19 protein-coding genes are annotated in these 18,657 nt (G+C 42.9%); 2 read left to right on the top strand and 17 right to left on the bottom strand.

The window, feature by feature from the left end:
* Nucleotides 1-133: 133 nt before the first annotated feature.
* Both trmB and CI960_RS01395 read left to right on the top strand, forming a co-directional pair.
* On the top strand, nt 134-892 hold the full coding sequence (gene trmB, locus CI960_RS01400) for a tRNA (guanosine(46)-N7)-methyltransferase TrmB (protein WP_005859139.1): 759 nt from the start codon (nt 134-136) through the stop codon (nt 890-892).
* Between the two features lie 27 nt (nt 893-919).
* On the top strand, nt 920-2,029 hold the full coding sequence (locus CI960_RS01395; RefSeq protein ID WP_005859141.1) for an Mrp/NBP35 family ATP-binding protein: 1,110 nt from the start codon (nt 920-922) through the stop codon (nt 2,027-2,029).
* 117 nt (nt 2,030-2,146) lie between these two features.
* On the opposite strand, the gene CI960_RS01390 is transcribed toward CI960_RS01395, so the two are convergent.
* From CI960_RS01390 to CI960_RS01310, 17 genes are all read right to left on the bottom strand, one after another.
* A complete protein-coding gene (locus CI960_RS01390; protein WP_008779296.1) occupies nt 2,147-3,301 on the bottom strand; it encodes an acyltransferase in 1,155 nt (384 codons plus the stop codon).
* Between the two features lie 99 nt (nt 3,302-3,400).
* The gene (gene hutH, locus CI960_RS01385) at nt 3,401-4,897 is read right to left on the bottom strand and encodes a histidine ammonia-lyase (RefSeq protein WP_005859147.1); all 1,497 of its coding nucleotides are present in this window, start codon (nt 4,895-4,897) and stop codon (nt 3,401-3,403) included.
* Nucleotides 4,898-4,900: 3 nt separating this feature from the next.
* Nucleotides 4,901-5,524 carry a cyclodeaminase/cyclohydrolase family protein gene (locus CI960_RS01380; RefSeq protein ID WP_005859149.1) on the bottom strand — a complete coding sequence of 208 codons (624 nt, stop codon included), beginning with the start codon at nt 5,522-5,524 and terminating at the stop codon, nt 4,901-4,903.
* 35 nt (nt 5,525-5,559) lie between these two features.
* Complete coding sequence (gene hutI, locus CI960_RS01375) at nt 5,560-6,810, bottom strand: imidazolonepropionase (RefSeq protein ID WP_005859151.1); 1,251 nt, start codon at nt 6,808-6,810, stop codon at nt 5,560-5,562.
* 3 nt (nt 6,811-6,813) lie between these two features.
* Entirely contained in the window at nt 6,814-7,719 is a 906-nt protein-coding gene (gene ftcD, locus CI960_RS01370) for a glutamate formimidoyltransferase (RefSeq protein ID WP_005859153.1), read from the bottom strand.
* Nucleotides 7,716-9,719, bottom strand: a complete 2,004-nt coding sequence (locus CI960_RS01365; protein ID WP_005859155.1) for a urocanate hydratase — start codon at nt 9,717-9,719, stop codon at nt 7,716-7,718. Before CI960_RS01365 ends, ftcD begins: the two co-directional genes overlap by 4 nt.
* Before the next feature lie 429 nt (nt 9,720-10,148).
* Nucleotides 10,149-10,517, bottom strand: coding sequence for a PIN domain-containing protein (locus tag CI960_RS01360; protein ID WP_229033118.1), 369 nt, complete (start codon nt 10,515-10,517; stop codon nt 10,149-10,151).
* Nucleotides 10,518-10,555: 38 nt separating this feature from the next.
* A complete protein-coding gene (locus CI960_RS01355; RefSeq protein WP_005859159.1) occupies nt 10,556-10,798 on the bottom strand; it encodes a hypothetical protein in 243 nt (80 codons plus the stop codon).
* 410 nt (nt 10,799-11,208) lie between these two features.
* Entirely contained in the window at nt 11,209-12,453 is a 1,245-nt protein-coding gene (locus CI960_RS01350) for a DegT/DnrJ/EryC1/StrS aminotransferase family protein (protein WP_005859161.1), read from the bottom strand.
* Nucleotides 12,454-12,466: 13 nt separating this feature from the next.
* Nucleotides 12,467-13,147: a PIG-L deacetylase family protein gene (locus CI960_RS01345; protein ID WP_005859164.1), complete on the bottom strand. Its 681-nt coding sequence runs from the start codon at nt 13,145-13,147 to the stop codon at nt 12,467-12,469.
* Nucleotides 13,148-13,149: 2 nt separating this feature from the next.
* A complete protein-coding gene (locus CI960_RS01340; RefSeq protein ID WP_232520553.1) occupies nt 13,150-14,103 on the bottom strand; it encodes a hypothetical protein in 954 nt (317 codons plus the stop codon).
* A gap of 4 nt (nt 14,104-14,107) precedes the next feature.
* Nucleotides 14,108-14,806, bottom strand: a complete 699-nt coding sequence (locus tag CI960_RS01335; RefSeq protein WP_005859169.1) for a WbqC family protein — start codon at nt 14,804-14,806, stop codon at nt 14,108-14,110.
* On the bottom strand, nt 14,781-15,422 hold the full coding sequence (locus CI960_RS01330; RefSeq protein ID WP_094582174.1) for a sugar transferase: 642 nt from the start codon (nt 15,420-15,422) through the stop codon (nt 14,781-14,783). Before CI960_RS01330 ends, CI960_RS01335 begins: the two co-directional genes overlap by 26 nt.
* Before the next feature lie 19 nt (nt 15,423-15,441).
* Complete coding sequence (locus CI960_RS01325; protein WP_005859173.1) at nt 15,442-15,894, bottom strand: DapH/DapD/GlmU-related protein; 453 nt, start codon at nt 15,892-15,894, stop codon at nt 15,442-15,444.
* Nucleotides 15,895-15,921: 27 nt separating this feature from the next.
* A complete protein-coding gene (locus CI960_RS01320; protein WP_005859175.1) occupies nt 15,922-16,989 on the bottom strand; it encodes a 3-oxoacyl-ACP synthase III family protein in 1,068 nt (355 codons plus the stop codon).
* Nucleotides 16,990-17,000: 11 nt separating this feature from the next.
* A complete protein-coding gene (locus CI960_RS01315; RefSeq protein WP_005859177.1) occupies nt 17,001-17,240 on the bottom strand; it encodes an acyl carrier protein in 240 nt (79 codons plus the stop codon).
* Between the two features lie 12 nt (nt 17,241-17,252).
* Nucleotides 17,253-18,650, bottom strand: coding sequence for an AMP-binding protein (locus CI960_RS01310; protein ID WP_005859179.1), 1,398 nt, complete (start codon nt 18,648-18,650; stop codon nt 17,253-17,255).
* Nucleotides 18,651-18,657 lie beyond the last annotated feature (7 nt).

Raw genomic sequence — 18,657 nt, 5'->3', positions numbered from 1 at the left:
TCGTTACAACTCCACTTTCAAATAAAACTTCTGACAGCCTATATGTTCAAAAGACTCGCCAACGTATAAAAACCCCTATCTAAAACAGTAGAAAAAACGTAAAAAGCATTTTTTTAAGTATTATCTTCGCGACATGGGAAAGAATAAATTAGCTAAGTTTGACGATATGGCGGGCTATCCGCACGTATTCCAATACCCTTTCGCCGCCCTACAAGAAAAAGGGTTTGACATGAAAGGACAGTGGCATGAACGTTTTTTCAAGAACGACCATCCTATTGTTTTGGAATTGGGATGTGGAAAAGGAGAATATACCGTAGGTTTGGGAAAGCTTTTCCCAAATAAGAATTTTATTGGTGTCGATATCAAGGGAGCACGTATGTGGACCGGCGCGAAAGAATCGCTGGAAACCGGGATGAAGAACGTGGCTTTCCTACGTACGAGTATCGAATTGATTTCCTATTTCTTCGCTCCAGGCGAAGTAGCCGAGATCTGGATCACATTTCCAGACCCTCAAATGAAAAAGGTCAACAAGCGTCTGACCGGAACCCGTTTTATGAAAATGTATCGGGAAATCCTTTCCGGAGATGGTATTATCCATTTAAAAACGGACAGTAACTTCATGTATACCTATACGTGCGAGATGGTAAAAACGAACCATTATCCCGTATTGTTCAGTACAGACGACCTATATCATTCCAATCTGGCGGATGAGATCTTATCCATCAAGACCTATTACGAGCAACAATGGCTAGATCGTGGCTTAAACATCAAATACATCAAATTTGTTTGTGAGGAAAGAGAGCGATTGGTGGAACCTGACGTAGAAATAGAGTTAGATCCTTATCGTAGCTTTAATCGCAGTAAACGAAGCGCTTTGGCTTCTGGTAAATAAAAGAATGACTTAAAAAAATCAACAGATATGACAATCTATCCGAATCTGATTATTGAGGCGTTGAAGAACGTTCGTTACCCGGGTACGGGAAAGGACATCGTTTCCATGGGCCTCGTAGAAGACAACATTCGTATCGATGGTATGAATGTCACCTTCTCGTTATTATTCGAGAAGCCGAATGATCCGTTTATCCGCTCCGTAGTAAAAGCCGCAGAGACAGCTATCTTAACCTATGTAAGCCCGGAGGTGAATATCAAGGGGAACATCACGGTAAAAGCCCGTCAGTTAGCTCGCCCGGAACCGGATAAATTATTACCGCAAGTAAAAAATATTATCGCCGTATCTTCCGGTAAAGGAGGAGTTGGTAAAAGTACCGTTGCCGCTAATCTGGCTGTCGCACTGGCTTTACAAGGATATAAGGTAGGGTTGCTGGATGCCGATATATTCGGGCCGTCCCAACCCAAGATGTTCAACCTAGAAGAGGCTCGCCCTTATATGGAAGAGGTAGAGGGCAGGGAACTGATCAAGCCGGCCGAAAATTATGGTGTCAAGATGTTATCCATCGGCTTCTTCGTTAATAAAAACGACGCAGTCCTATGGCGTGGAGCAATGGCTAGCAACGCATTGAAGCAATTGATCGGCGACGCCAACTGGGGTGAGCTTGATTATTTCTTAATCGATTTACCTCCCGGAACGAGTGATATCCATTTGACAATGGTACAAACACTAGCGATAACCGGAGCCGTGGTGGTAAGTACGCCGCAAGAGGTTGCTTTAGCGGACGCTCGTAAGGGTATCAGCATGTTCACCGGAGACAAGGTTAATGTCCCTGTTTTAGGGTTAATCGAGAATATGGCTTGGTTTACCCCAGCGGAATTACCGGAAAACAAATATTATATATTCGGAAAGGAAGGTTGTAAACGCCTAGCTGAAGAACTGAACGTGCCGTTACTGGGACAGATTCCTATCGTACAAAGTATCTGCGAAGGAGGAGATCAAGGAAAGCCGGTAGCGTTGAACCCGGACTCAATCACAGGTAAGGCATTCCAAGAATTGGCCGAGAATGTAGTCAAGCAGATAGACTATCGCAACGAGCATCTGGCTCCGACAGAGCGAGTGATTGTAACCAAGAAATAAAGATGATTTATACGTATATACGTGTGGCCTCGCACGTATATACGTATCGTCCTACACGTACGCTCGCATGGGCCTACGCCTATATACGTATCAGCTTATGCGAACGTACGTATAAATTCAGCCCACAATATACTTGGCTTTCTTACCGCAAATCTTTCTGATACCCAACACAATCAGCCAAGATACAGCGAATGCTACCACAGAAGCGGCAGGAATCTGTAAACCCAAAGGGATATTCAAGGCTCTCGCCAACAGCACGCTGGGTCCCGTAAAGAAATAATGTACCATATAGATACCGAAACCGCATATGGTTAAGTTCGCCAACATTCGCTTAATCGTATCCGACTTAACATTTACCTTCTTCGCCAGCAAGAAGATAGGAATCGTCATCATCACCACATTGGGAGAACAATAATAGAAGAATAACTCTAACTGTTCCTCCGTGTAAGCAGGCAAAGCGGTCGTATAGCGGAAACCGAAGAAAGTAATGGCATAGCCTACGACAAACATAGGAATGCCTATCCCAACGATCTTTCCTAACGACCAATCATGATTCCGCAGATAATGCCCCAATAGCAAGTAACCGTTAAACCCGGCGAAATAATAAAGCATACTGAATTCATTCCATGAGCATCCACCCCAAATGTAAGGAGATACGAATTCCCGATAATAAGGAATAAACAAAGTCACTCCCCAACCTGCCAGAAACCATAATTTCGCCTTATCCGAAACTTTCTCGACCCAAGCGGAGAAGATCGGCAAATAAAGATATAAACCTATCAGTAAATAGATATACCACATATGTACATCCAACAATGAGAAATTGAACGGTATCTGGGCGATATAGCCTAAAGACACACTCAACGATTGACGAGTCACCTCTTCTCCCGAATAAGGGAAGAAATCAAGAATAAGTTCCGGCCTCAAACCAAGCAGTCCCGTAAACCAAGGGAATAAATTATAGATAACAGACCAAATCAAGAAAGGCCAGAACACCCGCAAGATCCTTTTCTTATAGAAGATAGAAGTCTCTTCCCGGACCGGTAGCAACAAGGCTCCCGTAATCATAACGAACAGAGGTACACAAGGACGAAGAAAAGCCCCATAGGCAGCTCCCCAAAACTTAATATCTCCAATAATCGGAGAATCTCCGGGATAGAAATTAAACGGGTCTGTACAATGACAGCAAACAACAGTAAACATGGCTATCAAGCGTACGACATCCAGCCAAACTACGTGTGTTTTCACGGTAGGATTTGTTACATTTTGCATAAAGTAGATCGATTGTGTTTAGATTGACGGCGAAAATACAAAATAATCCAGCCGAATAGGAAATTCAGCTGGATTTCTAACCTCTATTAACGATATTCATTAATATACAAAGTCTTTCCTACGGATAAACGCCACCGTACGATGTATTTCCGTGTACATAATAATATCCTCATCGATAAATGGCACCTCTTTCCGGTAATCCTTCAAGAACTTCTCTAATACCGGAGAAGTCCTAGCCGGACGACGGAACTCAATTCCTTGTGCCGCATTCATCAACTCGATCGCCAAGATATGATCCAAATTGTCCATGATCTTAAACAACTTCGTCGCCGCATTCGCTCCCATACTCACATGATCCTCTTGCCCATTACTGGACACGATAGAATCGCTGCTCGCCGCATAGCAATACATCTTATTCTGGCTTACCATACTGGCGGCCGCATATTGAGGGATCATGAAACCGGAGTTCAGGCCGGGATTAGCGACCAAGAACTCAGGCAATCCCCGCAAACCCATGATCAATTGAGCGACACGACGTTCCGATATATTTCCTAACTCAGCCAAGGCAATCGCCAAGAAATCATAAGAAATCGCCAAGGGCTGACCGTGGAAATTACCGCCGGAAATAATCTTATCCTCCTCCGGGAAGATCGTCGGGTTATCCGTCACGGAATTTACTTCGGTAAGCAGGACATTCGCCACATAATTGATAGCGTCTTTCGTAGCCCCATGCACTTGAGGGATACAACGGAATGAATACGGGTCCTGAACATGTTCCTTTTTCCGGGCGATTAACTCACTTCCCTCCAATAGCCGTCGAAAAGCGGCCCCGGTCTCGATTTGTCCGGGATGCGGACGCATCTGCTGGATACAATCCATGAAAGGATCGATACGCCCATCGAAAGCCTCCAAGGATAAAGCGGCGATCAGATCCGCTTTCTTGGACAGGCTAAACGCACGCATCAAGGCGAATACGCCATTGGCGCTCATAAATTGCGTACCGTTCAATAAAGCTAACCCCTCCTTGCTTTTCAGCTTCACAGGCTTCCAAGCGAACTCATCCAATACGCTGATCGCTTCCCGTTTGCGGCCCTTATAATAAACGTCACCCACGCCGATCAGAGGCAGGAACAAATTCGCCAGAGGCGCCAAATCACCGGAAGCGCCTAAAGAGCCACGATCATACACGATCGGAAGCACGTCATTATTGAAAAAATCCAGAATACGTTGTACGGTGATCACCTGTACGCCACTATGCCCCAACGAAAGGGCATGCGCTTTCAATAACATCATCAAACGAACGATCACCGGACTTACCTCATCCCCTACGCTACAGGCATGACTTTTCACCAAGTTCTCTTGCAAGGTGCTCAATTCGTCCGGAGAGATATTCTTATTACATAAGGACCCGAAACCGGTAGTAATCCCATACAAAGGCCCCTCCTGCTGCTCGATCTTATGATCCAAGTAATCCCGGCAACGCTGGATGCGCTCCTTCACCTCGGGTGAAAGCTCCAACTTCATATTTTGAGTAAGTATCCGTTCGATTCCCTCAAAAGAGAGAGGCTCGGAACCCACATAATAGACATTGCTCATATGCTATAATTTAGTCTTCACCCAATCCAATAACTTTTGCTCTACACGGATAGCGTTCGCCTCCAGTTCATCCGCTTTCTTCCGCATCTTTCCGACGAACACCTCGTCTTGGATGGACGTTAAGTTAATTCGGACATTCAATAAAGCCCCCAATACACAAGTACGGGCAGCCATCATCGCCACGCAAGCATCCGTGACGGCATTCTGATTACCTTTGTGAGCCACATAGATAATCGTCTCCATTACGGAACCGATCTCCTCCGCCACCCTCATCGGAACAATAGCCGCCTCCTTCGTTGCGCTCTGTATCGCATTCGTACGGATCACCTGTTCGTCAGGCGTTTCTTTCGGCAACTTAAAAGCGGAGAATACACGATCATAAGCCTCGCTGTCCTTATCGATATATTCAGTAAGACGTTCACGGATCATAGCCGCCTCGGTAGCGATCGTCTTCATTTGTCCTTCCACTTCCGCATATTTCTTTTTGCCAACAGTCAGATGGGCCACCATCTCTGTCAAAGCTGCCGCTATAGCACCATTCAAGGCAGATATACTTCCACCACCGGGAACGGGAGCACTACCCGCCGTTTCCGCCAAAAAATCTTTAATTGTCAAGTCTGCTAACATAGTATTTTGATTTAAATGATTCAACAATTCTTATCTTACATCATATAAAGTTCCCCGTCCTTAATTACGGTATCCACGAGATTCATTCCCACATGATAAGGTAGGAACTTATAAGACGGGTATTTCAGCAAGATCACGTCCGCACGTTTTCCCACGCTGATACTTCCAATCTCGGAGGCACGTCCCACAGCTGCGGCTCCATTAATGGTCAATGCCGTTACCGCTTCTTCAGGGGTCATCTTCATATAGATACAGGCCAAGGCTATCATCATCGGGATCGAGGCGGAGAAACAACTTCCCGGATTTAGATCAGAAGCTAAAGCCACCGCGCAACCGGCATCTATCATCTTCCTTGCAGGCGCATACGGCTCATTCAAGGAAAAGGCAGTCAGCGGAAGTAAGGTAGCCACGACACCCGCTCTTGCCAGACGTTTGATGCCTGTGTCCGATATATGTAACAAATGATCAGCACTTACACACTTCAAGGAGGCCGCCAGTTCCGCCCCTCCGAAAGGAACGATCTCATCCGCATGCATCTTCAATTTAAAACGATGATGACGGGCGGCACGAAGCAAGCGCTCACTCTGTTCTAACGAGAAAACGCCTTTCTCACAAAACACATCACAAAACGTAACCGTATGTTCGGCTCGTATGGCAGGAAGAACTTCCTCGATCATATAATCCACATAATCGTCCGTACGACCGGCAAATTCAGGAGGAACAGCATGAGCTCCCAAAAAGGTCGATACGACATCCATCGGATGAGACTCATTCAGGTCCGACATGACACGAAGCTGAACTAATTCTGTTTGCAAATCCAAACCATAACCACTTTTCCCCTCCACCGTGGTAACACCCATGGAGAATAACTCATCCAAACGTTCTTCCCCTCTGTCCCATAGTGTATCGAAATCACTTTCACGGGTAGCTTTCATCGTATTCACGATACCTCCACCACGCTCCATGATCGACATATAACTATCTCCCCGCAATCGCCAAGAGAACTCCTCCTCCCGATAACCGCCAAAGATAAAATGCGTATGGCTATCTACAAATCCGGGTAACACCGCTTGGTTCTCCGCCCGAATCTCCAAATAATCCTCCGCATGGATGTTTCGAAGTACCTCCTCCGTAGGTCCTACATGCGTAATAACCCCATCAGACATCGCTACGGCTCCATCCTCGATAACGCCTAAATCAGACATCTCCGCTCCCCGTCGCGCCTTATCCCCATGGCAAGTGACGATCTGGGCAGCATTCCTGATTAATATCTTGCTATTCTCCATACGCTATTCCATAATACGGGCTTCCAATACTTGATTCATAGAAAAGTCCTCTAATCCCAAATAGTAAGAGGCCGTATCGATCAACGCCTCCATAGGAACCAAGCCGATAATCTCGCTCCCCACCACCGGAACACCATATCTGCGAGCTTCGATACGAACTAACTCGAAGGCCCGGTACAAGGCCGTACGGGTATAATCGGTCATATTAATAGAGACCTGTACGATACCACGTTCCTTCAACTCAACCCCCATCGCTTTACAATAACGTAAACCTCCGCCGATGAAACGGATTTTCTTCGCTATATCCGTAGCGATATGCAATTGATTCGTTCCTAAGTTCACATTATAGGCGACCAAAGGCATGCGGGCTCCTATGGCGACCGTACCGGCTGTCGGATGTCTTTCGGCCGGACCAAAATCAGGTTTCCACTCCGGTTGATGGATTTTCTCAGCCATCCCCTCAAACTCTCCTTTACGGATCGCCGCCAGATTCTCCCGATAAGGGGCGGAAGCTGATTTCTCATATAAGAAGACAGGTACGGCATAACGAGTGCCCACTTCCTCCCCTACTTCCTTAGACAAGGCGATCGCCTCTTCCATCGTACATCCGCGAATCGGTATAAAAGGAACAACATCTACGGCCCCCATTCGAGGATGTTGACCGCTATGCTTGTTTAAATCAATCAGCTCAACGGCAACTCCAATGGCCTCCAATACGGCTTGTTTTAAAGCGACTGGCTCCCCTACCACGGTAACAACCAAGCGATTGTGATCCTCGTCATTACTATAGTCCAACAGTTTAACACCCGTCTTAGCCCGGAAAGGCGCTACGATCTTATCTATCTTCTCCAGATCCCGTCCTTCACTGAAGTTAGGGACACATTCCATAATCTTATTCCAAGTACTCATACCGTTTTATTTAATGATGTTTGTACGATTTCATGAATAAACGCTTTCTCCGGGATATACGGGAGGGTAATATGATACTGTTCGCCACGATTCTCATTGAAAGTAGCGCTCGTACGCATCGCATTCGGGTTACGGGCCCATGAGCGACGGGCGACACCCCCCATCACGTCCCATATCATAGCGGAACGAAGTATCTCGTCCACCCGCTCACTACCATCGAGAACCATACCAAAACCTCCGTTTATCGCCTTACCGAGACCAACCCCTCCACCATTATGAAGAGCGACCAAGCTCATACCCCGGGCGGCATTTCCAGCAAAGCACTGCACCGCCATATCAGCCATCACATTGCTTCCGTCCCGTATATTAGAGGTCTCACGGAATGGAGAATCCGTACCGCTCACGTCATGATGGTCTCGTCCCAACATAATCGGGCCTACCTCCCCATCACGTACCATTCGGTTAAACTCAAGGGCGATCTTCAAGCGCCCCTCAGCGTCTTGATATAAGATCCGGGCTTGCGTACCCACCACCAAACGGTTCTTCTCCGCGTCACGTATCCAATTATAATTATCCATATCCTGCCCTCTTCGAGTCGGATCGATACACGCCATAGCCGCATGATCCGTGCGAATCAAATCTTCCGGCTTACCGCTTAAACATACCCAGCGGAAAGGACCGTACCCATAATCAAATAATTCCGGCCCCATGATATCTTCCACATAAGAAGGCCATATAAAACCATCTTTCTCGTCCACACCGTTACGGGAAATCTCATGTACACCGGCATCATAGATCGCTTTCATGAAGGAGTTCCCATAGTCAAAGAAATAGGTACCCCGGGCAACCAGACGTTTGATCACCTCGAAATGTCTCTTCAACGTTTTATCGACCAAAGCACAAAAGTCTTCCCGGTGATGAGCCAATAATTCCGTACGTTCCTCAAACGTCACGCCTACCGGACAATAACCACCTTCATAGACCGCATGACACGAGGTCTGATCACTCAAAAGGTCGATGGAAAGCCCCTGTTTATCGGCATATTCCAATAAATCCACGATATTGCCATGAAAAGCGATAGAGATCGGTTCTTTCTTACGAATCGCCTCGTCGGCTAAGGAGAAAGCCTTCCCTATATCATCCGTCACATGCTGAACCCATCCTTGGCATCGGCGTGTCTCGATACGGGAAGCGTCTACCTCGGCGATTATACTGGCAGCACCGGCGATCACAGCGGCTTTAGGTTGAGCGCCACTCATTCCTCCTAAACCGGAAGATACAAACAGATAGCCTCGCAAATCCTTATCTTGTGGAATCCCTAATTTCTTACGTCCGGCATTCAACAATGTATTAAACGTACCGTGTACGATACCTTGCGGGCCAATATACATCCAACCTCCGGCCGTCATCTGTCCATAATTAGCGACTCCCATCTGGGCGGCGATATGCCAATCCTTTTGGTTATCGAACATTCCCACCATCATGGAGTTCGTGATAATCACCCGTGGGGCATCCGGCTTGGAATGAAACAATCCCAGAGGATGCCCGGATTCGATCACCAAGGTCTGCTCCTCGGTCAGCTCCTCCAAATACTTCTTAATCAAACGATATTGCATCCAATTCTGGCAGACCTGCCCAGTCTCGCCATACGTAACTAACTCATAAGGGTACAAAGCGATATCAAAGCAAAGGTTATTATCGATCATTACTTGAAAGGCCTTTCCCTCGATACATTTACCTTTATATTCAGAGATAGGCTTCGCTTTCAAGTCTCCCTGCGGACGGTAACGATAACCATAGATCCGTCCCCGGGTCAATAATTCCTCCATGAACTCAGGAGCTAGCTTCTCATGTAATTCAACAGGGATGTAACGAAGCGCGTTCATCAATGCCGTTTCTGTTTGAGCGGGCGTAAGCGAATAGCCGCGATCGGGAGCACGGCGAATACCGGAAACGAAGGAAGGATATTCCGGCAAATAGTTATCAAGATGTATTTCCATAACGTGAATGATTTAGTAGGTGCTTACAATCTGCAAGGAATTTCACGGATTCAGCGCCGACAAGTTAGCAATTATCCAAATCCCAGCCAATTATCATTCCATGTTTAGAAGCATAAAAAAGCCCCCGTCTCTCTCATCCTCCCTAAGGGAAAGAAAGACGGGGGCATAATTATAATTGTTCAGTAGTAGAAGTTTTTCCTGATCCATTAGGACCAGCAACAATACAAAGTGTAGGGCGTTTCTCTTTCATTACAAATCACTATTTAGATTCGTTCGATCTATATATCTTCAGTTTTTCTCTCACTTCCTGCATTCTTCGTTTCAGTTCCATCTCCACTCTAAGTGAACTTTCTCGAGCGGCAATAGCTACTTGCTCCATTATATCTTTCCTATCATGAAGTAACTTTAATTAAATGAATAGATTATCAATTAAATCTTCGCTCTATCAATCCAATTCTCTATTTTAAGATGAGGAATACGTTCTAGGTGCTTTACATTTTCTGTAACTAAAATCAAATCATTTGCTACGGCAGAAGCTCCAATCAACAAATCAAAATCATCTATTAAAAGTCCTTGAGATCTCAATGTGCTTTTTAGTTCAGCGAACATAAGCAAAGAACCGTAAATTGGTAAAACTGTAAACTGCGAGATAAAAGATTCTACCTCTTTCAACATTTTATCCTTTCGATTTGAGCAAGTAGCTCCATATAGAAGTTCGGCAATAGTAATTTCAGAAATAAAGCAATATCGCTTCATTTTATCATCAATCTTCTCATTTAAATGAAATTTCCCTTTCATATAGAAGATACATATGTTGGTATCTAAAAGATAACGCCTCATTCGTCAAAAGATTCAATAGATCGCGTTCCCAAAACACGTGCTTTATTAATTTCAGCAATAATCTCTTCTGCACTTTTGTCATCATCCCAAGCGCCAAACGAATCTTGTATGGATGTCTCTTTCTTTTTACCCCTCAAAAGGCTCTCTGAAAGCTTACGAATGACACGCAACTTTATCTCATCGCTAAACGAAGACAATAAATTTATATAACTATCCGCTATTTTCACCGTTGTATCCATAATCTTTTTCTTTTACAGAAACAAATATAATCATTATTGATTATAATACAGTATTTAGTCTACTTTTTTTGCAAGCGTGAACCACCAATACAGCGTACCCAGTATTTATCAACAGGTTAACCATACCAGTTTTTCTGAACAAAATTCAGATTTCTTATTCTTTAACAATTAAGCGGCTGTTTGAGACGGCTTTGTTATCTCAGCATCCTTGCCGTCTCCATAACGACGAACATAGTCACATGGCAAGAACAAAGCGTCCACATTGTTCAACTTGCAACTTTCTACCAAACACAAAAAAAGGTGCATCAAAATGACACACCCTCCTCGTAACAAAAATAAAATCTTTATGATTAGCCTCTACTTAGGCCTACACAGTAAAACGAATTTAACTCATGGAATAGCTGTTAAAATCAACGCTCAATCAAGCCCCTTATACCTCCAACGATATACTCAATATCCCGATCCGTTACATACGGGCCGGAAGGCAGGCACAACCCGACCTTAAACAAAGATTCGCTCACCCCATTCACATAAGCCGGGCAATTCTTATAGACAGGTTGCTTATGCATCGGTTTCCACAAAGGACGGGATTCTATACCCATCGCGTCAAGTCCCATACGCATCGCCTCGACATTGGCATTCGGCTCGCAATCCGTATGTGCGTTAACCGCTACGTGAGTCACGCCACCCGCACCACCAACAGCACCTTGTACCGTTGCTTGATAAGCATTCTCCTGCCCTTTCACCCTCAATAAAGGATCCAAGACAATCGTATTCAACCAATAATTACTATCAAAACGACCGGAAGGATTCTCATGCAAGGTGATCCCTTTCACATCCTTCAACAGTTCCCGGTATAAATCACACGTATGCTTATGATGAGCTACATGAGCATCAGCCACCGTCATCTGACCACGCCCGATACCCGCACAAATATTCGACATCCGGTAATTATATCCGATCCGCTCATGCTGGTAATACGGATAAGCCTCCCGAGCCTGCGTAGCGTAGAACATGATCTCCTGCTTAGCCTCCCCGTCCGGACAAATCAACGCACCACCACCACTGGTCGTAATCATCTTATTCCCATTGAACGACAGCACCCCATATTTTCCAAACGTACCCAACATACGTCCATCATAACGAGAGCCAAAACCCTCCGCCGCATCCTCAATGACCGGAATCCCATACCGATCAGCGACCGCCATAATCTCATCCACCTTATAAGGCATCCCATATAAGGCCACCGGAACAATCGCTTTCGGTGTTTTTCCCGTCTTCCCGATACGATCTTGAATCGCCTCTTCCAATAACACAGGATCCATATTCCAAGTATCCGCCTCCGAATCCACGAATACAGGCGTAGCCCCCAAATACATGATCGGATGCGAGGAAGCACAGAAGGTAAAGCTCTGTACCAGCACCTCATCCCCCGGCTTCACGCCACAGGCAAGCAACGCCAGATGCACTGCGGCAGTACCGGCAGACAGAGCCACCACATGTTTACCTTCACCCACGAATTCCTCCAGATCTTTCTCAAATCCATTCACGTTCGGACCTAAAGGCACAACCCAGTTCGTATCAAAGGCCTCTTTGATATACATTTGTTCTTTGCCGCTCATGTGAGCAAGGCAAAGATAAATTCGTTTATTCATTATTATTGTGATTTTAGAAAATACTTCGGATCAGCATAAAAGCCTCAGCTCTTTCTACGCTAATTGTAGCACCTCTATATTTCGCCAAAGCTTCCAAAGCCTCTAAAGAACGAGAACTAGGGAACCGCCTTAGTTGAGATTGATAACACTCCATCGCTCTCAATTTCATTTTTATTCCATCTTGACTACAAGGAATGAATACCGTGGGAATAAAAGCATCATCCGCATAAGGAGCAGCCCATTCCGTTTCAGATAACGTTTCATAGGTATAAACTCGCTTAACCGTATAATCTCCAACAGGACGACAAGCGACTAATACACTGTCAAAGACCATCCGATGATCTTTATGAATATCTCCTCTATGGGGAATAAACACAGTATCTATTTGATTTTCGGATATACATTTTGAAACTTCACGAGACATGATATAACCTGGATATTGATCTAATGCAGGAGCCGGAAAATCAAAGAAAAAGGTCTGTTTTACACCTAGTAAACGATGAGCCTCCAGTGCCTCTGTTCTAACACGCTGAATACCTTTTTCGGAAAAAATATTTGGATCAGATTTACTGGCATTTGTCATAATCAGCACATACACATTATGACCTTCTTGTATCATTTTATAAATAGTTGCCCCACAACCCAATATTTCATCATCCGCATGAGGTGCTACAACCAATATATTCTTAAACACGACTACTCAGTTAAATATTTATTAATAATATTATAAACATATTCAATCTCATTCTTCCCATAACGCTGATCAATCGGTATAGGGATCATATAAGAGGATAGATAATACTCAAAAGATGTAGAATCAGTTTCCTTAAGCAAATAATTCCACCAACGTCCGGTATAAATTTTCTCTTTACTTAAAAGATCCACCATATCAGATTTCTCTACAACTAATGGATAAACAAATGGAACACAATTATCATCGAAATATATATGAGGATTGATTTTATTCATAGAAGAATATAAATCAGATGCCAAATTAAAATTTTCAAATCTTTTATTTTTAATATAACCATAAGGAGCATTTTTAAGTATAGCCCGAGAAAGAATAGACATTCTAGAAATGTTAGACATATCTAGACGCTTCTCATTTAATTGTCTATATTGATAAGCAGAATTGCAACCCACTTCTATTCTTTGTAATAAGAAACCTGCTGTCTCAGAAGATAAATCTTGATCATATTCATCACTAAACCTTACAGCATCTGGGCCTACCACATAACAGCCATCAGGAACGCCTACAAACTTTCTGGGAGAATAGACATTATAGACTCCATTTATAGGTTTTGCGAATAGAGATTGGGCATTGTCGATGATAACATTTTTATACCCCTCAATCAATGATAACATGTGCTCTGTAGACATAAGGCCAAAATAATTCACAAACACTATTGCGGTATCATCACCTTGAGAAATATCAAGAGGCATAAAATCCTTATCTATATGATAATAATCAACTTTAAGACCTTTGCCAAGAAGAAAATCACGAACCGTAAAGCACTCATAATAAGGCAAAAGGACTTTATTTACATTTAGAAGTCTACAACAATGATAAATACCAGCTCTATTAAGATTTAACCTACAAACTTCAGAGCCATCAAACAACTCACCAGTATCACGTAAGTCTAATTCCAAAAAACTACCTATTTCCATTTATAGCATCAACCTTATCAACTACATACTCAAAATTAAATCCACAATTAAAAATATAATCAAGAACAGACATATTCTCTATAAAATCACCCCATAACTGAGGATACTCAATAGGAGAATAATCCATATATTCTAATTTTAATCCTCTTTCATTAAAATGGGATTCATCTTGATATACTCTAGCACCATTACCCGAAATATATGTAGTAGCTCCAACTTCCAATGACAAATCAATTACACGCTCCTCTCTTTTAGCATGAGAAAGCAATTCTGAGGATCTAAATATTTTAGGTTTAATACCAAATTGATTGGAAATAAATGTATTTAATGCTATATTCAAATCTGCCACATTGGAGTAGTCATTTAGATATACCTCTTTTAAAGATGGATAAATATCAGAAAAGAAAGGAGCTTTCTTATAATTCATCTCTATTGTCTTAAGATGCCTTTCCTTCCATTTCAATTCATCTTTCGGTCTCACATGATTAATAGGATCACCAAATTTCATTTCTACGGGAAACTTTACACGCAAGACACCTTGAGGTGTCTTGATCTTATTAAAATTGTGAGCCGCTTCATTCGAGAACTGAGCATCATCCAAGTATATAAACAAATCAGATTTATACATCTTGTAAAAGAATCCCAAATATGGAATATAATCAGGCTGATGTATTGCTACTTTCATAAGCATTATTTTTTTCTGTTTTTTCTTCAGATAAAGACTTTCTTACATATTCGCCATAATTATCATTTTTCCTATGGATTAAAAGTCTAAACGTTCTAAACAATATTTTTAAATCAATAAAGAAGGAGCAATCTTCACCATACTCCGCTTCCCACTGTAGTTGTTCATCCCAAGTTGGAGTAGGATTATCCTTTAAAACTTCAGGAGGTAACAAACCTCCTCTCACTTTAAATCTTTTTTTCTCATAATCAGAAAAATATATATTGTATTTAGAAGGCATTGGTCTTGGCCCTATGATAGCCATGTCTCCGTTCAAAATGTTTAATAACTCTGGTAACTCATCTAAACTGGTATTTCGTAACCAACTGCCAAATGAAGTTTTTCTCAGTTCATCCGGCAATAGATTCCCATCTGAATCAGTTTTATTAGTCATTGTCCTAAATTTCAATAAACTAAAAGAACGTCCATTCAAAGTTGAACGCTCTTGTATAAAGAAAATTGGAGATCCTAATTTTATCCTTACTAAAATAGTAAGGATAAGATATAATGGCAACAAAAATAATATTCCCAATAAAGACAAAGTAAGATCTATAAATCTCTTTATATATCTATACATAATTACAAAATAAAGATTATTACTTTTTCGACAACTCTCCAAAATTCACAATACGACCTTCTTTATTTATACTAATGCCTGTTCTAATTACACGAGCAGGATTACCAGCGACCATAGTATTATCAGGAACATCTTTTGTAACAACAGAACATGCTCCAACCACACTCATATCACCTATTCTAACACCAGGCATAATAAGAGATCTACTTCCTATTAATGAATTAACACCAATATAAGTATCCTTCTTTAAGCCTCTCCATGCATCGTGACACAAAATCTCAGCACCTGCAACAATATGAGCACGATCTCCAACATGCAAGCCTTTAGGATTAACACTCTTATCCAATATAGCCTTATGAGAAATCATCACATCTTTCCCTATATCCATTTTGTATATTATCCGTAAATAAGCTGGATATAAAGACTTTGTCAACAATTTCCAAATTAGAACTCTTATTTCTGTAATTATCATTATACTTATTATTTTTTCACTAAAGATCTATATCTTTTTCATAATCACCATTTCTGATATAACCATCGGTTTTGTCTTCATCCACATGGTTCCCCAACTCAATCCCAGTCCAAAAGAAGACATTAACAGTGTCGTTTCTTTCGTCCTAAGTTGATCTGCAATCCTTGTTACCATCAATGACGGAATCGAAGCTCCTCCTAAGTTCCCAAACTCTTCCAAATTGTAAGGAACTTTCTCTTTGGGCAACTTCAATTTCTTCACGATACGATCCACGATCATCTTGTTCGCCTGATGAATCAAAAAATAATCTATATCTGTTTCACGATTGATATTATAATCCGCAAAGAAAGTCTCAACGGATTTAGGAGGACGAGATATGGCAAATGAGAAAACATTCATACCATTTATCAACGTATGAATAGGCGCACGCACAATACCATTACCAAAATCCTCATATTCAAAAGAGGCAGGAGTAGCCGGATGACGAAAACCACCATGAGGGGTCATCAGAGCCTCATATCCTTTTCCGTAGGTATGGAAGTCTACTACAATATCGTTAGCGGTCTCATCATATTCCAATGCGATCGCTGTACCGCAATCTCCAAATAAAGGTACACGGCTTTTGTCTTTCACGGAACCCATTCGCAAGGCCGTATCCCCTATAAGTAGTAACGCACGCTTCACATTACCCACTGTCAACAGATTACCGGCAACCGTTATGGCATACATACAACCACAGCATCCCATGGGTATATCCATACAGAAACAATTTTCCGACAAGCCAAGCCTATCCTGTAGCACACAAGAGGTCGGGGGAGTACGATAATCGCCTGTAACAGATTCAAACAACAGTACATCAATACTATCTTTCTCCCATCCTAATTCCGTCAACAACTTTTCTGCGGCAGCCTGACACATATCCGATGCACACATGGTATCCGGAGCTATATGCCTGCGCTTTATACCGACCGTATTATCAAATACCTCCGCTTCCTCTTGAGAAAGAAGTCCTAATTCGGAAGTTGTTACCACATTCTTAGGAACAGCCATAGCCACTCCTTTCATGCCAACATTCTTAATTTCCCACCTTGCCATAAGTCCAACCGTTAAAGCCCAACATCGTATCTCTTCAAGATCTCACGTCCCTTTCCATACGAAGTGAACTCCATGATATCCTCTGGATCAAACATCACATCAAAAGATTCCTCCAGCAATGCGATGATATTTAGTTGATGAACCGAGTCCCACGTATCTACGCTCTCTTTGGAAAAATCATCATTCAAGGTAGAAGCGTTCACCCCAAACACTTCCACAAAAGCATTATTATACTGATCAATATTAGCCATCACTATTTATTTTTATACATTCAACTTACTATACAATATCTTTCCGGCCTCATTTTTGGGTATCTCATCGATCACCCTAACCTCAAAGGCTGAAGCCACAAGCCTTGTCTTTTCTACCAACACCTCCTTTACCTCCGTCGCATATTTCCCGTCGGTCAAATAAACAGTCAGCTTCTCATCCGTTCCTACGCAAGCACATTCCATCGGATATTTACCTTTAATGATCTGCTCACACTCATCCAATCCGATGCGCATACCGAACAGTTTCAAGAAACGTCCCATGCGCCCCACTATGTAGTAACAGCCATCCTCATCCCGATAAGCCAAATCACCGGTACGCATAAAACCATTGCGTTCATCACCCAGCGACAGATCTTCCCGACTACGGGCATATCCCATCGTCACATTTTTACCTCGATAACACATCTCACCTTCGGTATTGGCCCCCTCTATACGATTTCCCTCACTATCTATCAACGACAACTCTGCATTAGGTACAGCTCTGCCTATACTGCCGACTTTCTCAATGGCCCATTCCGCAGGTAAATAAGCCATACGAGCAGTCCCCTCCGATTGCCCATAAGTCGCGATCCAGCGTTTCCCGTTGTCACGACAATATTCGGCAAACTTCAAATTCAACTGACGAGACATTTTACCACCACCTTGAGTAAGTAAGGTCAAGTCTGGCAAATCCATCCGGAAAAAGCGCATTAAGTTCAATATCTCAAAACTGTAAGGCACTCCCGTAAAACTAGTTGCCCGTTGTTCCTTCATAAAGTTCCAAAAAGCCTTGTCCGTCATGCTCTGATTCGTTATCAATACAGTAGAGCCCACATACAAATGACTGAATACGACTGACAATCCCATCGTATAATACAAAGGCAACACCAGCAATGGCCTGTCATTAGACGTAAGCCCAAAGAAAGTCGATATATTCAAAGCTGCCGCCTCTATATTCCCGTACTTATGGCGTACCAACTTAGGACTTCCCGTAGAGCCGGAAGTAGGTAACAAGTGAGACAAGTCGGCATGTAGCGTACAAGGTCCCATACCTGTATGCAACAACGTATAGCCATAGCACTCACACACAATCTCATATCGCAATGCGGATGCCATTCTTGTAGGAAGACACACATAAGAAGGACGGTATATTTCAAACAAATTATGATAAAGCTCCTCTTCGATATGCGCATTCAATATCAAAGGCACATTACCCGAATTAATACAACCCATACTCCACGCTATTCCCCCTACATTGTTTTCTGTCAACAAAAACAATAAGGAACGTGCAGAAAGCAAAGATCCGATTCTCTCAGAAAAGGATAACAATTCCCCATACCTCAAGACAGCCCCTGAAGCATCTATTGCGGCAACCGCAGAATGCGACCGTTCATTTAAACCCAATATCATCTGATTA

Source organism: Parabacteroides sp. CT06 (assembly GCF_002257605.1).
GTDB lineage: Bacteria > Bacteroidota > Bacteroidia > Bacteroidales > Tannerellaceae > Parabacteroides > Parabacteroides distasonis.
The sequence above is the reverse complement of the archived record's forward strand: the minus strand, read 5'-3'. Positions and strand labels throughout refer to the sequence as shown.

Excerpts from the sequence above, each read along its gene's own strand:
- CI960_RS01390 (WP_008779296.1), bottom strand. The coding sequence starts at position 3,301 with ATGCAAAATGTAACAAATCCTACCGTGAAAACACACGTAGTTTGGCTG.
- CI960_RS01335 (WP_005859169.1), bottom strand. The coding sequence starts at position 14,806 with ATGAAAGTAGCAATACATCAGCCTGATTATATTCCATATTTGGGATTC.
- CI960_RS01350 (WP_005859161.1), bottom strand. The coding sequence starts at position 12,453 with ATGAATAAACGAATTTATCTTTGCCTTGCTCACATGAGCGGCAAAGAA.
- CI960_RS01380 (WP_005859149.1), bottom strand. The coding sequence starts at position 5,524 with ATGTTAGCAGACTTGACAATTAAAGATTTTTTGGCGGAAACGGCGGGT.
- CI960_RS01365 (WP_005859155.1), bottom strand. The coding sequence starts at position 9,719 with ATGGAAATACATCTTGATAACTATTTGCCGGAATATCCTTCCTTCGTT.
- hutH (WP_005859147.1), bottom strand. The coding sequence starts at position 4,897 with ATGAGCAATGTCTATTATGTGGGTTCCGAGCCTCTCTCTTTTGAGGGA.
- CI960_RS01320 (WP_005859175.1), bottom strand. The coding sequence starts at position 16,989 with ATGGCAAGGTGGGAAATTAAGAATGTTGGCATGAAAGGAGTGGCTATG.
- CI960_RS01310 (WP_005859179.1), bottom strand. The coding sequence starts at position 18,650 with ATGATATTGGGTTTAAATGAACGGTCGCATTCTGCGGTTGCCGCAATA.
- CI960_RS01360 (WP_229033118.1), bottom strand. The coding sequence starts at position 10,517 with ATGAAAGGGAAATTTCATTTAAATGAGAAGATTGATGATAAAATGAAG.
- ftcD (WP_005859153.1), bottom strand. The coding sequence starts at position 7,719 with ATGAGTACTTGGAATAAGATTATGGAATGTGTCCCTAACTTCAGTGAA.
- CI960_RS01395 (WP_005859141.1), top strand. The coding sequence starts at position 920 with ATGACAATCTATCCGAATCTGATTATTGAGGCGTTGAAGAACGTTCGT.
- hutI (WP_005859151.1), bottom strand. The coding sequence starts at position 6,810 with ATGGAGAATAGCAAGATATTAATCAGGAATGCTGCCCAGATCGTCACT.
- CI960_RS01315 (WP_005859177.1), bottom strand. The coding sequence starts at position 17,240 with ATGGCTAATATTGATCAGTATAATAATGCTTTTGTGGAAGTGTTTGGG.
- CI960_RS01325 (WP_005859173.1), bottom strand. The coding sequence starts at position 15,894 with ATGATAATTACAGAAATAAGAGTTCTAATTTGGAAATTGTTGACAAAG.
- trmB (WP_005859139.1), top strand. The coding sequence starts at position 134 with ATGGGAAAGAATAAATTAGCTAAGTTTGACGATATGGCGGGCTATCCG.
- CI960_RS01330 (WP_094582174.1), bottom strand. The coding sequence starts at position 15,422 with ATGTATAGATATATAAAGAGATTTATAGATCTTACTTTGTCTTTATTG.
- CI960_RS01355 (WP_005859159.1), bottom strand. The coding sequence starts at position 10,798 with ATGGATACAACGGTGAAAATAGCGGATAGTTATATAAATTTATTGTCT.